At 39.2% G+C, this 15,765-nt stretch carries 15 protein-coding genes; 8 read left to right on the top strand and 7 right to left on the bottom strand.

Annotated elements, in window-relative coordinates:
- The first annotated feature begins 68 nt into the window (after positions 1-68).
- Entirely contained in the window at positions 69-1,595 is a 1,527-nt protein-coding gene (gene purH, locus AACH28_RS24405; RefSeq protein ID WP_286841610.1) for a bifunctional phosphoribosylaminoimidazolecarboxamide formyltransferase/IMP cyclohydrolase, read from the top strand.
- Positions 1,596-1,649: 54 nt separating this feature from the next.
- Here purH and AACH28_RS24400 read toward each other — a convergent pair whose 3' ends face one another.
- Positions 1,650-2,018: a YkvA family protein gene (locus tag AACH28_RS24400; protein ID WP_053003880.1), complete on the bottom strand. Its 369-nt coding sequence runs from the start codon at positions 2,016-2,018 to the stop codon at positions 1,650-1,652.
- Positions 2,019-2,344: 326 nt separating this feature from the next.
- On the opposite strand from AACH28_RS24400, the gene AACH28_RS24395 reads away from it, so the two are divergent.
- Positions 2,345-3,055, top strand: coding sequence for a DUF4397 domain-containing protein (locus AACH28_RS24395; protein WP_070567787.1), 711 nt, complete (start codon positions 2,345-2,347; stop codon positions 3,053-3,055).
- An 86-nt stretch (positions 3,056-3,141) separates the two neighbouring features.
- On the opposite strand, the gene AACH28_RS24390 is transcribed toward AACH28_RS24395, so the two are convergent.
- On the bottom strand, positions 3,142-3,447 hold the full coding sequence (locus AACH28_RS24390; protein WP_070567789.1) for a septum formation initiator family protein: 306 nt from the start codon (positions 3,445-3,447) through the stop codon (positions 3,142-3,144).
- Between the two features lie 175 nt (positions 3,448-3,622).
- On the opposite strand from AACH28_RS24390, the gene AACH28_RS24385 reads away from it, so the two are divergent.
- The 3 genes from AACH28_RS24385 to AACH28_RS24375 all read left to right on the top strand — a co-directional run bounded on the left by AACH28_RS24385 (position 3,623) and on the right by AACH28_RS24375 (position 6,989).
- Positions 3,623-4,819, top strand: a complete 1,197-nt coding sequence (locus AACH28_RS24385; RefSeq protein WP_341831097.1) for an IS110 family transposase — start codon at positions 3,623-3,625, stop codon at positions 4,817-4,819.
- Between the two features lie 361 nt (positions 4,820-5,180).
- Positions 5,181-6,296 carry a lipid-A-disaccharide synthase gene (gene lpxB, locus AACH28_RS24380; RefSeq protein ID WP_341831784.1) on the top strand — a complete coding sequence of 372 codons (1,116 nt, stop codon included), beginning with the start codon at positions 5,181-5,183 and terminating at the stop codon, positions 6,294-6,296.
- A 57-nt stretch (positions 6,297-6,353) separates the two neighbouring features.
- Complete coding sequence (locus AACH28_RS24375; RefSeq protein ID WP_046675459.1) at positions 6,354-6,989, top strand: hypothetical protein; 636 nt, start codon at positions 6,354-6,356, stop codon at positions 6,987-6,989.
- 66 nt (positions 6,990-7,055) lie between these two features.
- Here the strand turns inward: AACH28_RS24375 and AACH28_RS24370 are convergent, their stop codons facing one another.
- Genes AACH28_RS24370 through AACH28_RS24360 form a run of 3 tightly spaced genes read right to left on the bottom strand, consistent with a single transcriptional unit; the run spans position 7,056 to position 10,133 of the window.
- Entirely contained in the window at positions 7,056-8,138 is a 1,083-nt protein-coding gene (locus AACH28_RS24370; RefSeq protein WP_341831783.1) for a DUF3810 domain-containing protein, read from the bottom strand.
- Between the two features lie 20 nt (positions 8,139-8,158).
- Positions 8,159-9,217 carry a nucleoid-associated protein gene (locus tag AACH28_RS24365; protein WP_070567795.1) on the bottom strand — a complete coding sequence of 353 codons (1,059 nt, stop codon included), beginning with the start codon at positions 9,215-9,217 and terminating at the stop codon, positions 8,159-8,161.
- Positions 9,218-9,227: 10 nt separating this feature from the next.
- Positions 9,228-10,133, bottom strand: a complete 906-nt coding sequence (locus tag AACH28_RS24360; protein ID WP_341831782.1) for a histone deacetylase — start codon at positions 10,131-10,133, stop codon at positions 9,228-9,230.
- A 157-nt stretch (positions 10,134-10,290) separates the two neighbouring features.
- Between AACH28_RS24360 and AACH28_RS24355 the strand changes: the two genes are divergently transcribed.
- The 3 genes from AACH28_RS24355 to AACH28_RS24345 are packed head-to-tail and all read left to right on the top strand — an operon-like array spanning position 10,291 to position 13,015.
- Entirely contained in the window at positions 10,291-10,932 is a 642-nt protein-coding gene (locus tag AACH28_RS24355) for a YceH family protein (RefSeq protein ID WP_341831781.1), read from the top strand.
- A gap of 6 nt (positions 10,933-10,938) precedes the next feature.
- Positions 10,939-12,126, top strand: coding sequence for an MFS transporter (locus AACH28_RS24350; protein ID WP_341831780.1), 1,188 nt, complete (start codon positions 10,939-10,941; stop codon positions 12,124-12,126).
- 1 nt (position 12,127) lies between these two features.
- Positions 12,128-13,015, top strand: a complete 888-nt coding sequence (locus tag AACH28_RS24345; protein WP_286767145.1) for a DUF72 domain-containing protein — start codon at positions 12,128-12,130, stop codon at positions 13,013-13,015.
- Positions 13,016-13,136: 121 nt separating this feature from the next.
- Here AACH28_RS24345 and eno read toward each other — a convergent pair whose 3' ends face one another.
- On the bottom strand, positions 13,137-14,432 hold the full coding sequence (gene eno, locus AACH28_RS24340) for a phosphopyruvate hydratase (RefSeq protein ID WP_046675452.1): 1,296 nt from the start codon (positions 14,430-14,432) through the stop codon (positions 13,137-13,139).
- A gap of 212 nt (positions 14,433-14,644) precedes the next feature.
- Positions 14,645-15,745: a glutamine-hydrolyzing carbamoyl-phosphate synthase small subunit gene (gene carA / locus AACH28_RS24335; RefSeq protein WP_112376111.1), complete on the bottom strand. Its 1,101-nt coding sequence runs from the start codon at positions 15,743-15,745 to the stop codon at positions 14,645-14,647.
- Positions 15,746-15,765: the final 20 nt, after the last annotated feature.

Below are 15,765 nucleotides of genomic sequence, written 5' to 3'. Positions count from 1 at the left end.
AAGTACTTGATTTATTGATATCAAGATTTTAAATACCTATCTTTGCGCCACGAAACAAATCCATCATAATGAACCATCCTGTAAAGATTAAAAATGCATTGGTTTCAGTCTATTATAAAGACGGCCTCGCTCCTTTAGTTGAATTATTAAACAAATACGGTGTTACCTTCTATTCCACTGGTGGAACAGAAACATTTATCAAAGATTTAGGTATAGATGTTGTTCCAGTTGAAGACCTCACCAGCTACCCTTCTATTTTAGGAGGCCGTGTAAAAACATTGCATCCAAAAGTATTTGGCGGTATCTTGGCGCGCCGCCCGCTTGAGTCGGATCAACAACAGCTTGCTCAGTATGAAATACCTGAGATCGATTTGGTTATTGTGGATTTGTATCCTTTTGAAGAAACTGTTGCTTCCGGTGCATCGGAACAAGATATTATCGAGAAAATAGATATCGGTGGAATTTCATTGATACGCGCTGCCGCTAAAAACTTTAACGATGTGGTTATTATCTCTTCCAAAAATGATTACAAAGAATTGGAAGAAATACTAGCAAACCAAGAAGGTAATACGTCGTTGGAACAACGTAAAGAATTTGCTAAACGTGCATTCAATACATCCTCGCATTACGATACGGCAATCTTCAACTATTTCAATCAAGAAAATCCGCTTCAGGTTTTTAAACAATCTGAGCAAAAAGCGCAGGTGTTGCGCTATGGTGAAAACCCGCACCAAAAAGGTATTTTCTTCGGCGACTTAGATAAGATGTTTGACAAATTGAACGGTAAAGAGCTATCTTACAACAATTTGGTTGACGTTGATGCTGCCGTTGCTTTGATTGATGAGTTCACAGAGCCTACATTCGCGATCTTAAAACACACAAATGCTTGTGGAGTTGCCTCACGGTCAACAATCAAACAAGCTTGGTTAGATGCTTTAGCATGTGATCCTGTTTCAGCTTTCGGTGGAGTCTTAATAACGAATGGTCAAGTTGATGCTGCAACAGCTGAAGAGATTAATAAATTATTCTTCGAAGTGTTGATTGCACCTTCTTATTCTGAAGAAGCGATCAATATACTTACCGCAAAGAAAAACAGAATTATTTTGGTTCGTAAAGAGGTTACATTACCTGGCCAACAGTTCAAAACTTTATTGAATGGCGTCATTCTTCAAGATAAAGACAATACGATTGAAGGACCTGAACAAATGGTTACGGTAACACAAGTAGAGCCAACTGCAGAACAACTGGAGGATCTTTATTTTGCGAACAAAATTGTAAAACACACCAAGTCAAATACAATCGTATTTGCTAAAAATGGTACTTTGTTGGCTTCAGGCGTAGGGCAAACGTCTCGAGTAGATGCATTGAAACAAGCTATTGAGAAGGCAATTTCTTTCGGTTTTGACCTTAAAGGCTGTGCAATGGCATCTGATGCCTTCTTCCCTTTCCCTGATTGTGTGGAGATTGCTTCGGAAGCTGGAATAGCAACCGTGTTACAACCTGGTGGTTCAATTAAAGATCAATTATCAATTGATATGGCCAATGAAAAAGGAATTTCCATGGTGACAACAGGTGTTAGACACTTTAAGCACTAATTGAACTTCAATAATAAATAAAAAAAGCTACTTTAGAAAAGTAGCTTTTTTTATTTATCTCGTTTCGACAGGAAACTTTGAACGCTTGTACTGTTCCATCTCAGCGCTGAGTTTGCGAATCGCATAACCCACAATGGCCACATCATCGATCCACCCGCCCACGAGAATAAAATCGGGAATTGCATCAATTGGCGAAACCACATAAAGTATCGTTCCAATAATAATCGATAAATTCCATTTGTCCATTTTATACTTCCCCGTAATGGTGTCCTTACACATCGCAATTAATACGTTGAAGTCGTCCATATAGCCTCCTAGATTCCTCGCTTTTGCCTCCGCCTGTACAAATTCAGATTCCGTAATTTTACGATGCCTAAACTGCTCAAACATTCCCTTCGCAATTCTTTTGATTCTATTGTTCATACTTCAAAATTAGGATTACTAGTTTAACAATCCAAATCCTCGCGCTAAACCAAACACGAACCAGAATCAGAATGCGCAGCGGACATAACCAAATCCCTCCCCTCACACCGACTAAATTTTGCCTAGAAACCCTTATTGATCCGCTGTCGGTCCAACCAACTACTCTATATATTCATTTACAACGGTCATCGGAATAAAAAACGAGGTCTGAATATGGATTTTTATTATTTTTACAAATCGCTGTAGCAAAGTGTCAGTCATCTCCGTATAATAGACAACACAAGCGCAATGTGAGTCACAAAAACAAATTTTAATATTACACGGTTATGAAAAACTATAGATTATTTAATTTTATTGCTATTGCTTTAGCGGCATTCTTTTTAACAAGCTGTCTAAAAGATAACGATGACCAGCCAATTCCTGCCGCATTGCTTACCATGGTTAATGGATACACGGATGCCAATGCAGTTATATATTTTGCAGACGGCGGCCCGCTTCAAAACCCTAATTATCCATTGGGATTCAAGAGTTATGCTCAAATTGGGCTATTTACAGGAGCACGTAGAATTGCAGTCTCCGCTGAATATAACACGAAATTAACGGATACAACTGTAACAATCAAAGATAGCACCATCTATACATCCTTTTTATTTGGAACTAAAGCCAAACCCGTACAGGTGATCACAACAGATCGAATCAATAAAGACATCAAAAATACAGAGTCTGGTTTACGCTTCTTTAATCTTGCTGAAGGTACAGATTTAGTTACCCTGAAAATAGGCGATCAGGCTTCCCCCTCAGAATGGACCAATAGAGCACAAGAAACACAAAATTCAGCAAGTGCCCATCAGGGATTTATTGCTCAAAAGAGTGGCACATTCACTGTCACCGCTCGTGATAAAGCCGGAAAAACTATCGCAACACGTAGCGACATTAAATTGGTTGAAGGTTATTATTATTCATTAATACTCATAGGCAAGGCTAATGATGAAAAGAAACCTTTATATATTGGTCTAGTAGCCCAAGCCGCAAATTAAAATACCCATATCTATATACTATATAACAACGGCCGTCATGTAAACATGATGGCCGTTGTTTCTCATTTTATATCATATCGTAGATCTTAATGATTCTCTTTAGGTGCTACTTTAGTAATCACATAAATATCTTCATTATCTTTTTTCATCTTATACTTCTCACGTGCAATACGTTGTACTTCCTGCGGATTTGATCGAATATCGTTTATTGTTTTAATGATAGCCGCATTTTCCTTAAGGTAGAAGGAGCGTTCACTTTCCAAATTCGCTTTCTGCTTTTGATAACTATACTGCGTGGCAAAGTCATTTCGATCAAAAAACAACATCCACACGAGAAAAGCCAAAGCGGCTAACAAATACTTATTTCTTATTAAGGACCACAATCGTTGCATAAGACAAAATTACTATTTACCTTTTATACTTCGGATATTTTCTTCAAAACTTGAACATCTTTAATTAAATTTACATTTAATTTTCCGATTACACACAAGCGGATAAAAATTGGCGAGAGCTATCGCAATCAAAGCAAGTCCCGCTGCTTATCTTTATGTTGAAAAAAAAAGTTATATGAAAACAGCAGGACTTGACGTGCATAAAGATAGTATTTTTTGTGCGGTATTTAATGGGAAGCATTATTCGGATGTGGAGGTTTTCGAAACCTTCAGTACGGGCATTCGACAGTTGGGAGCCTACTTGAAGGCTGCGGGTGTTCTCCGAGTAGCGATGGAGAGTACCAGTATTTACTGGATCCCGGTCTGGAATATTCTCTCTGAAATGGGCTTTGATCTGATGCTGGTGAATCCCTTTTTAATCAAACAGCTGCCCGGCCGCAAAAGCGATGTAAAGGATGCACAGTGGATTGCCCAGCTACTTCACAAAGATATGCTTCGCGGGAGTTTTGTGCCCGGTGAGCGAATACAGGAACTCAGGAGCTACACCCGTTCCTATAGCAAGTTGCAGCAGCGGATAGTCCGTATGCTTACCAAAATGGACAATATCCTCGTACAGGCCGGAATCCGTTTGGGTAGTCTTGTGACCGATATCGGAGGGAAAAGTATGCTGAGTGTCATTGATGCCCTGATAGCCGGGGAGCGTGATGCCGTACGTTTAAGCAAACTGGTCTATGCCAGTAAGAAGAACAAAGAAAACGGAAAGCTGGCAGCAGCACTAACCGGCTGCATGAAGGAGCACCACCGCTTCAACCTGCAGATGGCAAAAGCTGAATACGACCTGTTGATCAAGCAGTCTGCTGAGTATATAGAAAAGATTGAAGCTATCTGCCTGCGTGATTTTCCACGGCAGAGTGCCTTGCTAAAGACGATTCCCGGCGTTAGCCGTATCAGTTCCGCTGTGATCATCGCCGAGACCGGCGCAGACATGAAAGTTTTTGAAAACAGCGGTAAACTGAGCGGATGGGTCGGATTACGACCAAAGAATGATGAAAGCGCAGGGAAATATAAAAGTACAGCGATCACTAAAGGAAACAGATATCTCAAGCCAATACTGGTACAGGTTGCCTGGGCGGCAAGCCGCTGTAAAGGCTCCTATTTTAAAGACAAATTCAACCGTCTAAGTATAAGAAAATCCTCGAAAAAGGCCCTGATCGCTATCGCACGAAAAATATCCGTTGTTGTATGGAATATCCTAAAAGACTTAACCCCTTATAATCCGGCACTACAGGTGATCTACGAACCAGCCAAACTAGATGCCAGGATACGGTATCACCAAAAAGAAATGGAACGCATAGCGAAACTTAAACCATAACAATTTTTTGCGTAAAGGCCGGGTATCTTTATGGTGGCTAAAAGACCCCGTTTTTAAATTGGCCAATGCAAATGCCTGAAAAGGCTATAAGTACACAAGCATGAGTTAATGCCAGCCTTACGGCTGACCAAACTCGAAGAGGAAAATCGCAAAACCCAATGCGCAAGGGGACTGTATTATAGTTAATTTATAGAGGAAAGATATGGAATAATATGCTCGAATTCATCATATACCTAGAATAATCTTATCTTTAACAGTTCAAAAACGATCATTTGAATGAAATATCCATGGTTAAGACTAAACGCAGTTTTAACGAAAAAAAGATATCTCATAAGATCATAAAGAATAAAATCATTGACATATGAAATACTATCTTATTGCAGGTGAAACTTCAGGAGACTTACATGGTGCCAATCTTATTAAAGCATTAAAAATTGAAGACCCCGATGCGACTTTCCAAATCGTAGGGGGCAATCTCATGCAAGCAGAGGCGGGAAAAAAAGCGTTGATACATACTTCAGAAATGGCCTTTATGGGCTTTATAGAGGTTTTAAAAAATCTGCCCAAGATATCTAGGAATCTCAAACTTGTTAAAAATGATCTATTGAAAGAAAAACCGGATACCGTCATTCTTATAGATTTCCCTGGCTTCAATTTGAAAATTGCTGATTTTGCAAAAAAAAATGGCATCAAAACATGTTATTATATTTCCCCTAAAGTGTGGGCCTGGAATCAAGGCCGCGTAAAGAAAATCAAACGGATTGTCGACCATATGTTTTGTATTCTGCCTTTTGAGGTAGATTTTTATAAAAAGTGGCGCATGCCCGTTGATTACGTTGGAAACCCGCTGTTGGATGCGATTTCAGCCTATCAATTCAACCCAAAGTTCAGGGAGCAGCATGGATTTTCAGAAAAACCCTTGATCGCCCTTTTACCCGGAAGCCGCGAAATGGAAATTGCCAACCTCCTTCCCATCATGGCCGAACTTCCATTTTTCTTTCCTGTACATCAATTTGTCATTGCCGGTGCGCCTAATTTTGATGAAGCCTACTACAAGCAATTTTTTAAAGGTATTGATATTCCCGTAATCTTCAATCAAACCTACGACATTCTCCATAACGCAGAAGCCGCAGTCGTAACGAGTGGAACGGCTACACTCGAAACAGGTATCTTGAAAGTACCTCAGGTTGTCGTTTATAAAGCTAACCCAATATCGGTATGGATTGCCAAATTAGTCATCAAGGTTAAATTTATCTCACTAGTCAATCTAATTAACAATTTCTTATCAGTACGGGAATTGATTCAAGACGAATGCACGGCATACGATATCTCCTATGAAGTAGGTGAACTTATCAATAACAAAGCTCACCGTGCAAGTGTGATGGAAAACTATGATATTTTAGCCGAAAAGCTAGATTCTCCTGGCGCATCAGAGAAAACTGCCAAATTAATTGTAAAATATCTCGCTAAATTTTAAACTCTTTTACCTTTTATTTGTCAAACTACTAGTTAGTTACAATTAATTAAAAGTTTTATGAAATTTAAATTTATTCTAGGCTTTTTTCTTTGCTTTGCAATGACCTTCACTGGGAAAGCACAAGAAACACAACATATTTCTAAACTGGAAATTGGCAAAAAAGCGAAAAAAAATATCGATAATAGAGACTCTACTGTTGTCATGCACATCGATACCTTAATCATGAAAGACAATTCTACCCTTTCGTTCTATGGTAAGAAAAATGTCAAGCTAACAATTGGTTATGCTGAAATTGGAAATAAAGCAACCATCTATGGAACAGATGGAAAGAATAATGGTGCAAATTTTGACATCAATGCTAATTTTCAAAAATTAGGTTCTCTTTATATCATTGCAAAGGGAGATGACGCTTTTAATGGCACCAAAACTTTTCCGAATGGTAACGGAGGAAAAATTAAAGTCAATTTAACAACTGGTAGCCTTAAACCTCAGACAACAAATAAAAAAGCGCCTAATTATATTTATGGAGATGTTGCAGCAGGTGGGCGGGCTGTCAATGCAAACACGGACTTGAGAAACATCTATGATCGGATTAAAACCGCTCCCACCGGATTGAGAGGCTTGCCTCAAGGGCAAATTTATTCGGGCAGTGCCGGAACTGAAGGTACATTTGAACTAATTTCAACACAATAACAAAATTCCTTAATCCATAAAAAAGGCGTATTATTCTCTAATACGCCTTTTTTAATGGACTCATTATTATCTACAACCTCTTCTTTTAAGCTCATAGGCCAACACCAACCGTGTCATCCGATCGTATCGTGCTATGCCTTCCTGTTGATTGTTGTGCTTGAGGTATTGATTATAAAACAATCCCATCACATCGTCGACCCAACCTGTGTATTGACTCCAGAAATACCTTTCTTTTTCCATATCGTTCAATACTTTTGCGCTTAATCTTCCCTTGTAATCTTTTCCTAAATCAGGATACATGCCCTGCAGTTCACGTAACATATACAGTGTGGTCTGTAGATAAGCCGAATATCGGTAAAAGATCTGTGGATGTCGCTGTAAGCGAGCAAAAGCGATAAAATTCGCCTCGTCTTCAAAACCAATTCCCTGTTGATGCGCAAGTTCATGCACTGTAGTAAAAGGTAAAAAGGTTACCGGCATGGCTTTATTAACATGTGCTTCATGAGTGAACGGATTAAAATAACCTGAGACACCAAAAAAAGAAACTATCCTGCTATTTATGGGTGATTTTGCCCTAATTTGACCTCTTGACAGGAAATCTGCAAAAGCCGTATCCTGTTGTACCCATGTATTCAAATCCCTTTGAATAGTTTCTTTATGCTCTTCCCATTCGGATGGATTCACATGTTCCCGCAGATTATTTGTACTGTCCAAAAACCCATTCAAAACCACGAGATAATCCGCTAACTTTAAGCTATCAACTTTCAAATTGGCATTTATACTGATTGGTTCACGATAGTAATTCATACCCCATGATAGGTAAAAGAAAAAATAGAGACCTAATACCAAATTGATCATAGTCAAAACCGAACGAAAAGAACTTTTCCATCTTCCTTTCCATAAATTTCCGATTAATTTAGCAATTGAATAGAGTAGAAATGCAACGACTAGGACATAAAATAGATCACCTAAACTAAAGGAGGGAACATACCCAAAAATAAATCTTGGCACATGACTATAGTAACGGTAAAACCCGCGTGCATAAAACGCCTCAATCCATTGGCTATGTTGCTCAACCAAGGAGAAAATAAAAATTCCAATCAGAAGTAATACTACCGTGAAAACAGCTATTTTATCGCGTTTCTCCATTCAAATAAGCTATAAAACGATTAACTTTCGTTCTCAAAATAGACCTTGTAATAATTCATGCCTTTATCCTCATCGTACCCCTTCTCAAGATATTCACGTTTGCCATGAACATAGATATGAAAATTCTTATCCAGCTTTAAAACAGACTTATAAGAAGATTCCATTTTTTTCACCGCTTTATCTGCTATTTCAAAACTTGCCTGAAATGGGGAGTCAAATTCGTCTTCAAAACCAGCTTTAAAGTCCTGAAATAAAGCAATAGCCTGCGGATTGCCCAGTACTTCCTCCTCAAATTCTTCTTGGACAAAAGTTTCTTTTTCCTTAAAGTAATTCATGGATTTGTTCATCAAATCAATTTTGTCCGCTTTCTCCAGTTCAAATGTCTCATCTAGTTTTTCCTGAACAAAGTTCTTATAGACTTTTAGATAATTCCCTGTTTGATTGAAGTTATCGTTACGCACGCGCAGCTGTAGAAACTCATCTTTCCAGTATACTGCCTCCTGTTGACGGTTTGTCTGATCGAGAACCAGCACCTTATAACCTTCTTCTTCTTCTACATTGATAATAATACAGCCTTTGTCCAGTTTATTGATATTGATCGCCTCCTGCTCATATTCCAACATAAAAGCACCTTGCTCCGGATATACTTTCAAATAAGTCTCTTTATTCTCCGATTTGAATATACCAATGGCATCATGTTCTTCCCCTTCGATCTGTACATTCTTTAAGGCAACTACGTACACCTCCCCAGCTTTAATTTTTGGATGGCTGGATACCTCATAAAGGTGTTTTGAAATTTGTTGGGAAAAATCGTGAAATGGAAGCTGCTCCTTAAAATACTGTCTTGCAAAATAGAAAATCTCATTCAGTTCCAGCTCTCCATTCGGATGATATAAGCGATATACCTCATTCACCTTTGCAAAAGGACTCATAAAATACTGCATCAATAGTCCAGGCAACACTTCATCTCCTTCAAGAGATACCGGGGCATCCGACAAAATATAAAATTCATCTTGCGCTTTATTGCCTACACGATGAATGGATAACGCTTCAAAAGTTGCATCTTGGTGAAAAAACATATTTCTTATCTTATAAATTATATAAATCTATTGCTATTCTAAAAGTCTGGCAATGTGCATTGACAATATCTTTAATTTCAGGAGAATAACCTCCCCCCATACTTACCTGAATAGGGATATGGTGTTTATGGCACATATGAAAGACCAATTCATCTCTTCGACGGCAGGTACTGCTGCTTAAATTCAATTTCCCCAGCTTATCTGTTTGTAAAATATCTACTCCAGCCTGATAGAAAACGAAATCAGGCTCAAATTTCCGGAACACATCAACCAAATTTTCTTTCAATAAAGTGAGATATTCCGCATCAGTAACCTGATCTTCCAAGCCGATATCCAAATGGGAACGCTGTTTGACAAAGGGATAGTTTTTCTCGCCATGCATTGAAAAGGTAAACACCTGATTATGCCCCTCAAAAATATGCGCAGTACCATTTCCTTGGTGTACATCCAGATCAATAATAAGGATACGACCTGCATAGTTATGCTTCAACAGGTACCCGGCGGCAGTCGCTTGATCGTTCATCAGACAGAAGCCTTCACCAAAATCATAACCGGCATGATGTGTCCCCCCTGCAATGGTAAAAGCAACACCATACTCAAGTGCATATGCGGCGCTTCGGATCGTCCCATCTAAGATATATCGCTCCCGATCAACAAGGCTTTGACTTAATGGAAAACCTATTCTACGGATCATTTTCGAATCCAAAGTAAGCTCAAACAACTGCTTTACATACACTGGATCATGGACCAAACAGCATGTCTCAAAGCTTGCTAGTTCAGGACTGAAAAAACTTGACTCATCTGCCAGCCCTTCATGCTTTAACTTTAAAGGAATCAACTCGTATTTCAGCATCGGAAATCGATGCCCCTCTTTGACGGGATGGACAAATTCTTGACGAAAAGCTATCTTAAGCACCTTAAAATCTTCTATTACTCATGCGAAGATAAGAAAAAGATCTTTTGGAGTTGTAGGGGAAAAAGGGCATCTTTGAGAAGGAACAAACTGCAAGCCAATGTTACGTTGCATAACAGCATATTTGTATTCAATCATAAATTTATATTCTTCAAGATAAATGGAAACAACTCATTTGCCCCAATTGTCTGCCATGGAACAACGTGTACTAGGCTCACTAATCGAAAAATCAAAAGTAACCCCAGAATATTATCCAATGACAATCAACAGCTTACAAGCTGCTTGTAATCAAAAGACTTCCCGCAAACCGGTTGTACAATATACAGAAGAAGATATTATCGCTACATTGGATATATTAAAGAAAAAGGGCTTAATCTCGACAGTTGTTGGCGGAGGATCTCGCGTAACAAAGTATAAACACAATTTTGCCATACAATTTCCACTGGTTCCTTCCGAATTAACCATTGTCTGTTTATTACTACTCAGAGGTCCAATGACCGCCGGGGAAATTAATTCAAACTCTGGAAGACTTTATGAATTTGAATCATTGGGCGAAATCAATGAACAATTGGAAAAATTGGCACAAGAAGGCTACTTGAAGTCCCTGCCTAAACAAATGGGGCATAAAGAAGTCCGCTATATTCATTTATTAGGAGATATCAACCTGGAAGCGTATGAAAATAGCGTTCCTGCAGGCAGCTCCTCGAACGACCAGACCTTAGTCGAACGAATTGGACAATTGGAACAGGAAGTTGCAGCATTGAAACAAAAATTTCAGGATCTCTGGGATGAATTACATTAGTCGCTCATGTCGCAAACAATAGATTCCGAAAACGAAATATCCAAAGCAACCTTGTGGCTGATGACCATCGCCACAGGCTTGGTTGTCGCCAATAATTATTATCAACCACTATTGGACCTGATTGCCAAAGACCTACATATTGACGAGGCCATGGTCGGTAATTCGGCCATGTTAACGCAGATCGGATATGCCTTTGGCCTGTTACTGATCGTCCCCTTAGGGGATATGTTTAAGCGAAAAAAAATGATCTTGATCGATTTCTTTTTCATTATTTTTTCTTTAGTCGGTATGGCCATGTCCACTTCTATCCTATCGATCTTGCTATTCAGCTTTCTGATAGGTTTCACCTCCGTTATTCCGCAGGTTTTTGTGCCCATGGCCGCTGAGCTTGCGAGCAAAGAAAAGCAGGCTTCAGCGATCGGAATGGTCATGTCGGGCCTGCTGATTGGTATATTACTATCTAGGGTTGTAAGCGGGTTTGTCGGCTCCTACTTCGGATGGCGCGAAATGTACTGGATAGCCTCAGCAATTATGGTCATTACAGCCATCGCCATAGCAATCAAGCTACCGGAGGTACTGCCAAATTTTAAAGGTTCTTACCAGGAATTGATGCGATCAGTCTGGAACTTTGCCAGAAAACAACCTGTATTACAATTGGCTGCATTTCGTGGAGCTATGGGATTTGGGGCTTTTTCCGCATTTTTTACAACGCTTGTTTTCCATCTTTCGGCCCCACCTTTTTTTGATGGCCCCGCAACTGCAGGAGCCTTTGGTCTCGTAGGTGCCTGTGGTGCGCTTGCCGCTGCTTTTGTCAATAAACTAACCATTTATATAGGCAAAGCAAAAATCATCTTATATGCGATCTTATTGATGTTATTCAGCTGGTTATTATTTACCCTCTTTGGCTATACCTATTGGGGTCTCATTCTTGGTGTTATTCTCATTGATCTTGGTCTACAGTCGATGCACATCCTAAATCAAAGCGATTTCTATGCGCTGAACCTCGGGGCCAACAACCGACTAAACACCGTATACATGGTCAGTTATTTTATTGGCGGATCAACAGGCACTTTTTTTGCTGCACAAGCATGGCAACACTTCCAATGGCCCGGTGTTATTGTCGTAGGCACATGTTATACGGTATTGGCACTGTTGGCTCATCTATTATTTGATTATAAATTAAGAAAAAACTAATATGAAATTCGGCCAAGTTGAACATCCGGAGGAAATCGATTTTACCCTTCCTCCTACTCCACCGGAAACCTTAACCCTATTACAGCATTTCAAAAACGGTCAACCTTTTGAGGTATTTGTAGGCTGTGCAAAATGGAATAAACAAGATTTAAAAGGCTTTTACCCCAGAGGTACAAAAGACGAACTTGCTTATTACTCCACGCAATTTAACAGCATTGAACTCAATGCCACATTCTACAATTCGCCCGGCATAGACCAGGTAGAAACCTGGAAAAAGAAAACACCTTCCAACTTCAAGTTCTTCCCAAAAATCCCACAATCCATCAGCCATTTTAGCAGATTATTAAATACGGGTGATAAAGTGAAGTTGTTTACGGATTCCATTGTTCATTTCGATGAGAAACTGGGAATGGCCTTTTTACAGATGCACGACAATTATAGTCCAAAGGATATGGCCCGTCTAAAACTATTTCTTCATGACTGGCCAAAAGAAGTCCCTCTAGCCTTAGAGGTACGAAATAAAGATTGGTTTTCCAAACCCGAAGTAACAAAAGAACTCTATGCGCTGCTGGAGGAAACCAACGTGACCAACGTACTGGTCGATACCGCAGGCCGTAGAGACATGCTCCATATGCGCTTAACCACACCGACTGCTTTTATACGGTATGTAGGTGCCAACCACGCGTCAGATTACGATCGCCTAGATCAATGGATCGATGTGCTGAAACTATGGCGCGAAAACGGGTTGCAAAAACTGTATTTCTTTATCCACCAGAATATTGAGATAGAATCGCCATTACTGGCAACACATTTTATCAAAAAACTGAATACAACATTCGACTTGGATCTAACCTATCCCAACAAAAACACAGGAAATACATTATTCTAAGACAGGATATCAGTTCCGGTGCTAAAGCCAACTATAGAAAAAATCATTCAGCATATTTTGCCCACAAAAAAAGCCGAAGTAGAAAATACTTCGGCTTTTTATATAAAAAATAAGCTTTCGCTTATTTTTTAGCGTATTTAAAGTTTTTACCGATGAAACGTGCATTACCACCCAATTCCTCCTCAATACGTAACAATTGGTTGTATTTAGCCATACGATCAGAACGTGAAGCAGAACCAGTTTTAATCTGACCGCAGTTCAGTGCTACAGCTAAGTCAGCGATAGTCGCATCTTCAGTCTCGCCCGAACGGTGTGACATCACAGAAGTGTAACCAGAATTTTGAGCTAAAGTAACCGCATTGATTGTTTCAGTCAATGAACCAATTTGGTTTACTTTCACTAAAATTGAGTTTGCTGTATGAGTATCGATTCCTTGTTGAAGACGTTTTGTATTGGTAACAAAAAGATCATCACCTACTAATTGAACATGGTCACCGATTTTGTCAGTCAATGTTTTCCAACCAGCCCAATCATCTTCAGCCATACCATCTTCTATAGAAATAATAGGGTATTTAGCTGTTAATTCAGCCAAATAGCTTGCTTGCTCTTCGCTAGAACGCACAGCTCCTTTATCACCTTCAAATTTAGTATAATCGTATTTACCATCTTTGTAGAACTCAGAAGAAGCACAATCCAACGCTAAACAAACATCTTGACCAGGTTTGTAACCGGCAATTTCAATCGCTTTCAAAACTGTTTCGATAGCATCCTCAGTACCTTCAAAAGTTGGCGCGAAACCACCTTCATCACCTACTGCAGTTGAAAGACCTCTGTCATGTAAGATTTTTTTCAACGTATGGAAAACCTCAGTACCCCAACGCAAAGCCTCAGAGAATGAAGGCGCACCCACAGGCATGATCATAAATTCCTGAAATGCGATAGGTGCATCAGAGTGTGAACCACCATTGATGATATTCATCATAGGAATAGGTAACGTGTTCGCATTTACACCACCGATATAACGGTATAATGGTTGACGTGACTCTTGTGCAGCAGCTTTCGCTACAGCTAAAGAAACTCCTAAAATAGCATTTGCGCCTAAGTTTCCTTTATTTTCGCTACCGTCTAAATCAATCATGATTTTATCGATGGCATTTTGCTCGAAAACATCTACACCTTCTAGCGCTTTTGCAATTTTAGTGTTTACATTCTCAACAGCTTTCAAAACACCTTTTCCTAGATATTTTGACTTGTCACCATCACGTAATTCTACTGCTTCGTGAATACCAGTTGAAGCACCTGAAGGAACAGCTGCACGACCAACAAAACCATTTTGTGTAGTAACATCTACCTCAATTGTAGGGTTACCGCGCGAATCCAAAATTTGACGCGCATGAACATCGATAATTAAACTCATCTCTTTATTAGACTATAATTTATTTTCATTACTTAGTGTAGATAAGACACACTCTTATCTACAGACATTTTTCACAATCAAATATAATAAAAAATGTATTTATTCCCCTATTTATTATGAAATAAAATATGCTCCATCGGCATAACTGTTCAACTAAAAACAATAAAAAACCCTTCAAAATCTGAAGGGTTTTTTATAGAATATTGTGCAATTTAGTTTTTGATCATTGCTACAAAATCATCAAACAAGTAGCGCGAGTCATGTGGACCCGGTGATGATTCTGGATGATATTGCACCGAAAATGCTTTCTGTCCTTTGATACGGATACCTTCAATAGACTGATCGTTCAAATTGACGTGTGTAATTTCGACGTTCTCAGAATTTTGGATATCTTCAGCCACAACTCCAAAACCGTGGTTCTGCGACGTAATTTCACAACGGTTGGCGATAATGTTCTTCACGGGGTGGTTGATACCACGGTGTCCATTATGCAACTTGCTTGTGCGGATGCCATTTGCCAATGCTAAAATCTGGTGACCTAAGCAAATACCAAACATCGGTTTATTTGCGTTTAAAATAGCTTTTACAGTCTCGATAGCATAATCCATCGGTGCTGGATCGCCAGGACCATTGGAAATGAAATAACCATCCGGATTCCACTGCTCCATTTCTTCAAATGTTGTCTTCGCAGGAAAAACCTTTGTATATACATCACGAGCCTCAAAATTGCGCAAGATATTTTTCTTGATTCCCAAATCCAAAACTGCAACACGCAACGAAGCATTTTCATTACCGAAGAAATAAGGCTCAGCTGTCGTTACTTTCGAAGACAATTCAAGACCATCCATTGAAGGAACCTCCGCCAATTGACGTTTTAATTCTTCAACATCCAATGTTTCTGAAGAAATAATCGCATTCATCGCCCCCTTATCACGAATATGGCGCACTAATGAACGGGTATCCACATCAGAAATACCAACTAAATTTCCTTCCTCAAAGTAGCTTTGGATCGATTCATCAGCCATTTTGCGGCTGTAGTTGATGTTATAGTTTTTACAAACTAATCCAGCAATCTGAATTTGATTTGATTCGGTATCATCCGCATCAATACCATAGTTACCAATATGCGCATTGGTCGTTACCATGATTTGTCCAAAATAAGATGGATCTGTAAAAATCTCTTGATAACCAGTTGTTCCTGTATTAAAACAGATCTCCCCAGTAGTCGTACCAATTTTACCAGCGGCTTTACCGTGATAAACTGTACCATCTTCTAAAACTAAAATTGCAGGCAATTTGCTGTAGTTGGTCATTATCGATGTAATATTATAAA

This window comes from Sphingobacterium thalpophilum (assembly GCF_038396785.1).
In the GTDB taxonomy this organism is placed as follows: domain Bacteria; phylum Bacteroidota; class Bacteroidia; order Sphingobacteriales; family Sphingobacteriaceae; genus Sphingobacterium; species Sphingobacterium thalpophilum_A.
This window is presented reverse-complemented; position numbering and strand designations above follow the sequence as displayed.

Bases quoted from the DNA above. Each gene is read 5' to 3' on its own strand.
- lpxB (WP_341831784.1), top strand. From the start codon at position 5,181: ATGAAATACTATCTTATTGCAGGTGAAACTTCAGGAGACTTACATGGT.
- AACH28_RS24395 (WP_070567787.1), top strand. From the start codon at position 2,345: ATGAAAAACTATAGATTATTTAATTTTATTGCTATTGCTTTAGCGGCA.
- AACH28_RS24400 (WP_053003880.1), bottom strand. From the start codon at position 2,018: ATGAACAATAGAATCAAAAGAATTGCGAAGGGAATGTTTGAGCAGTTT.
- AACH28_RS24370 (WP_341831783.1), bottom strand. From the start codon at position 8,138: ATGGAGAAACGCGATAAAATAGCTGTTTTCACGGTAGTATTACTTCTG.
- purH (WP_286841610.1), top strand. From the start codon at position 69: ATGAACCATCCTGTAAAGATTAAAAATGCATTGGTTTCAGTCTATTAT.
- AACH28_RS24385 (WP_341831097.1), top strand. From the start codon at position 3,623: ATGAAAACAGCAGGACTTGACGTGCATAAAGATAGTATTTTTTGTGCG.
- AACH28_RS24355 (WP_341831781.1), top strand. From the start codon at position 10,291: ATGGAAACAACTCATTTGCCCCAATTGTCTGCCATGGAACAACGTGTA.
- carA (WP_112376111.1), bottom strand. From the start codon at position 15,745: ATGACCAACTACAGCAAATTGCCTGCAATTTTAGTTTTAGAAGATGGT.
- AACH28_RS24375 (WP_046675459.1), top strand. From the start codon at position 6,354: ATGAAATTTAAATTTATTCTAGGCTTTTTTCTTTGCTTTGCAATGACC.
- AACH28_RS24390 (WP_070567789.1), bottom strand. From the start codon at position 3,447: ATGCAACGATTGTGGTCCTTAATAAGAAATAAGTATTTGTTAGCCGCT.
- eno (WP_046675452.1), bottom strand. From the start codon at position 14,432: ATGAGTTTAATTATCGATGTTCATGCGCGTCAAATTTTGGATTCGCGC.
- AACH28_RS24365 (WP_070567795.1), bottom strand. From the start codon at position 9,217: ATGTTTTTTCACCAAGATGCAACTTTTGAAGCGTTATCCATTCATCGT.
- AACH28_RS24345 (WP_286767145.1), top strand. From the start codon at position 12,128: ATGAAATTCGGCCAAGTTGAACATCCGGAGGAAATCGATTTTACCCTT.
- AACH28_RS24350 (WP_341831780.1), top strand. From the start codon at position 10,939: ATGTCGCAAACAATAGATTCCGAAAACGAAATATCCAAAGCAACCTTG.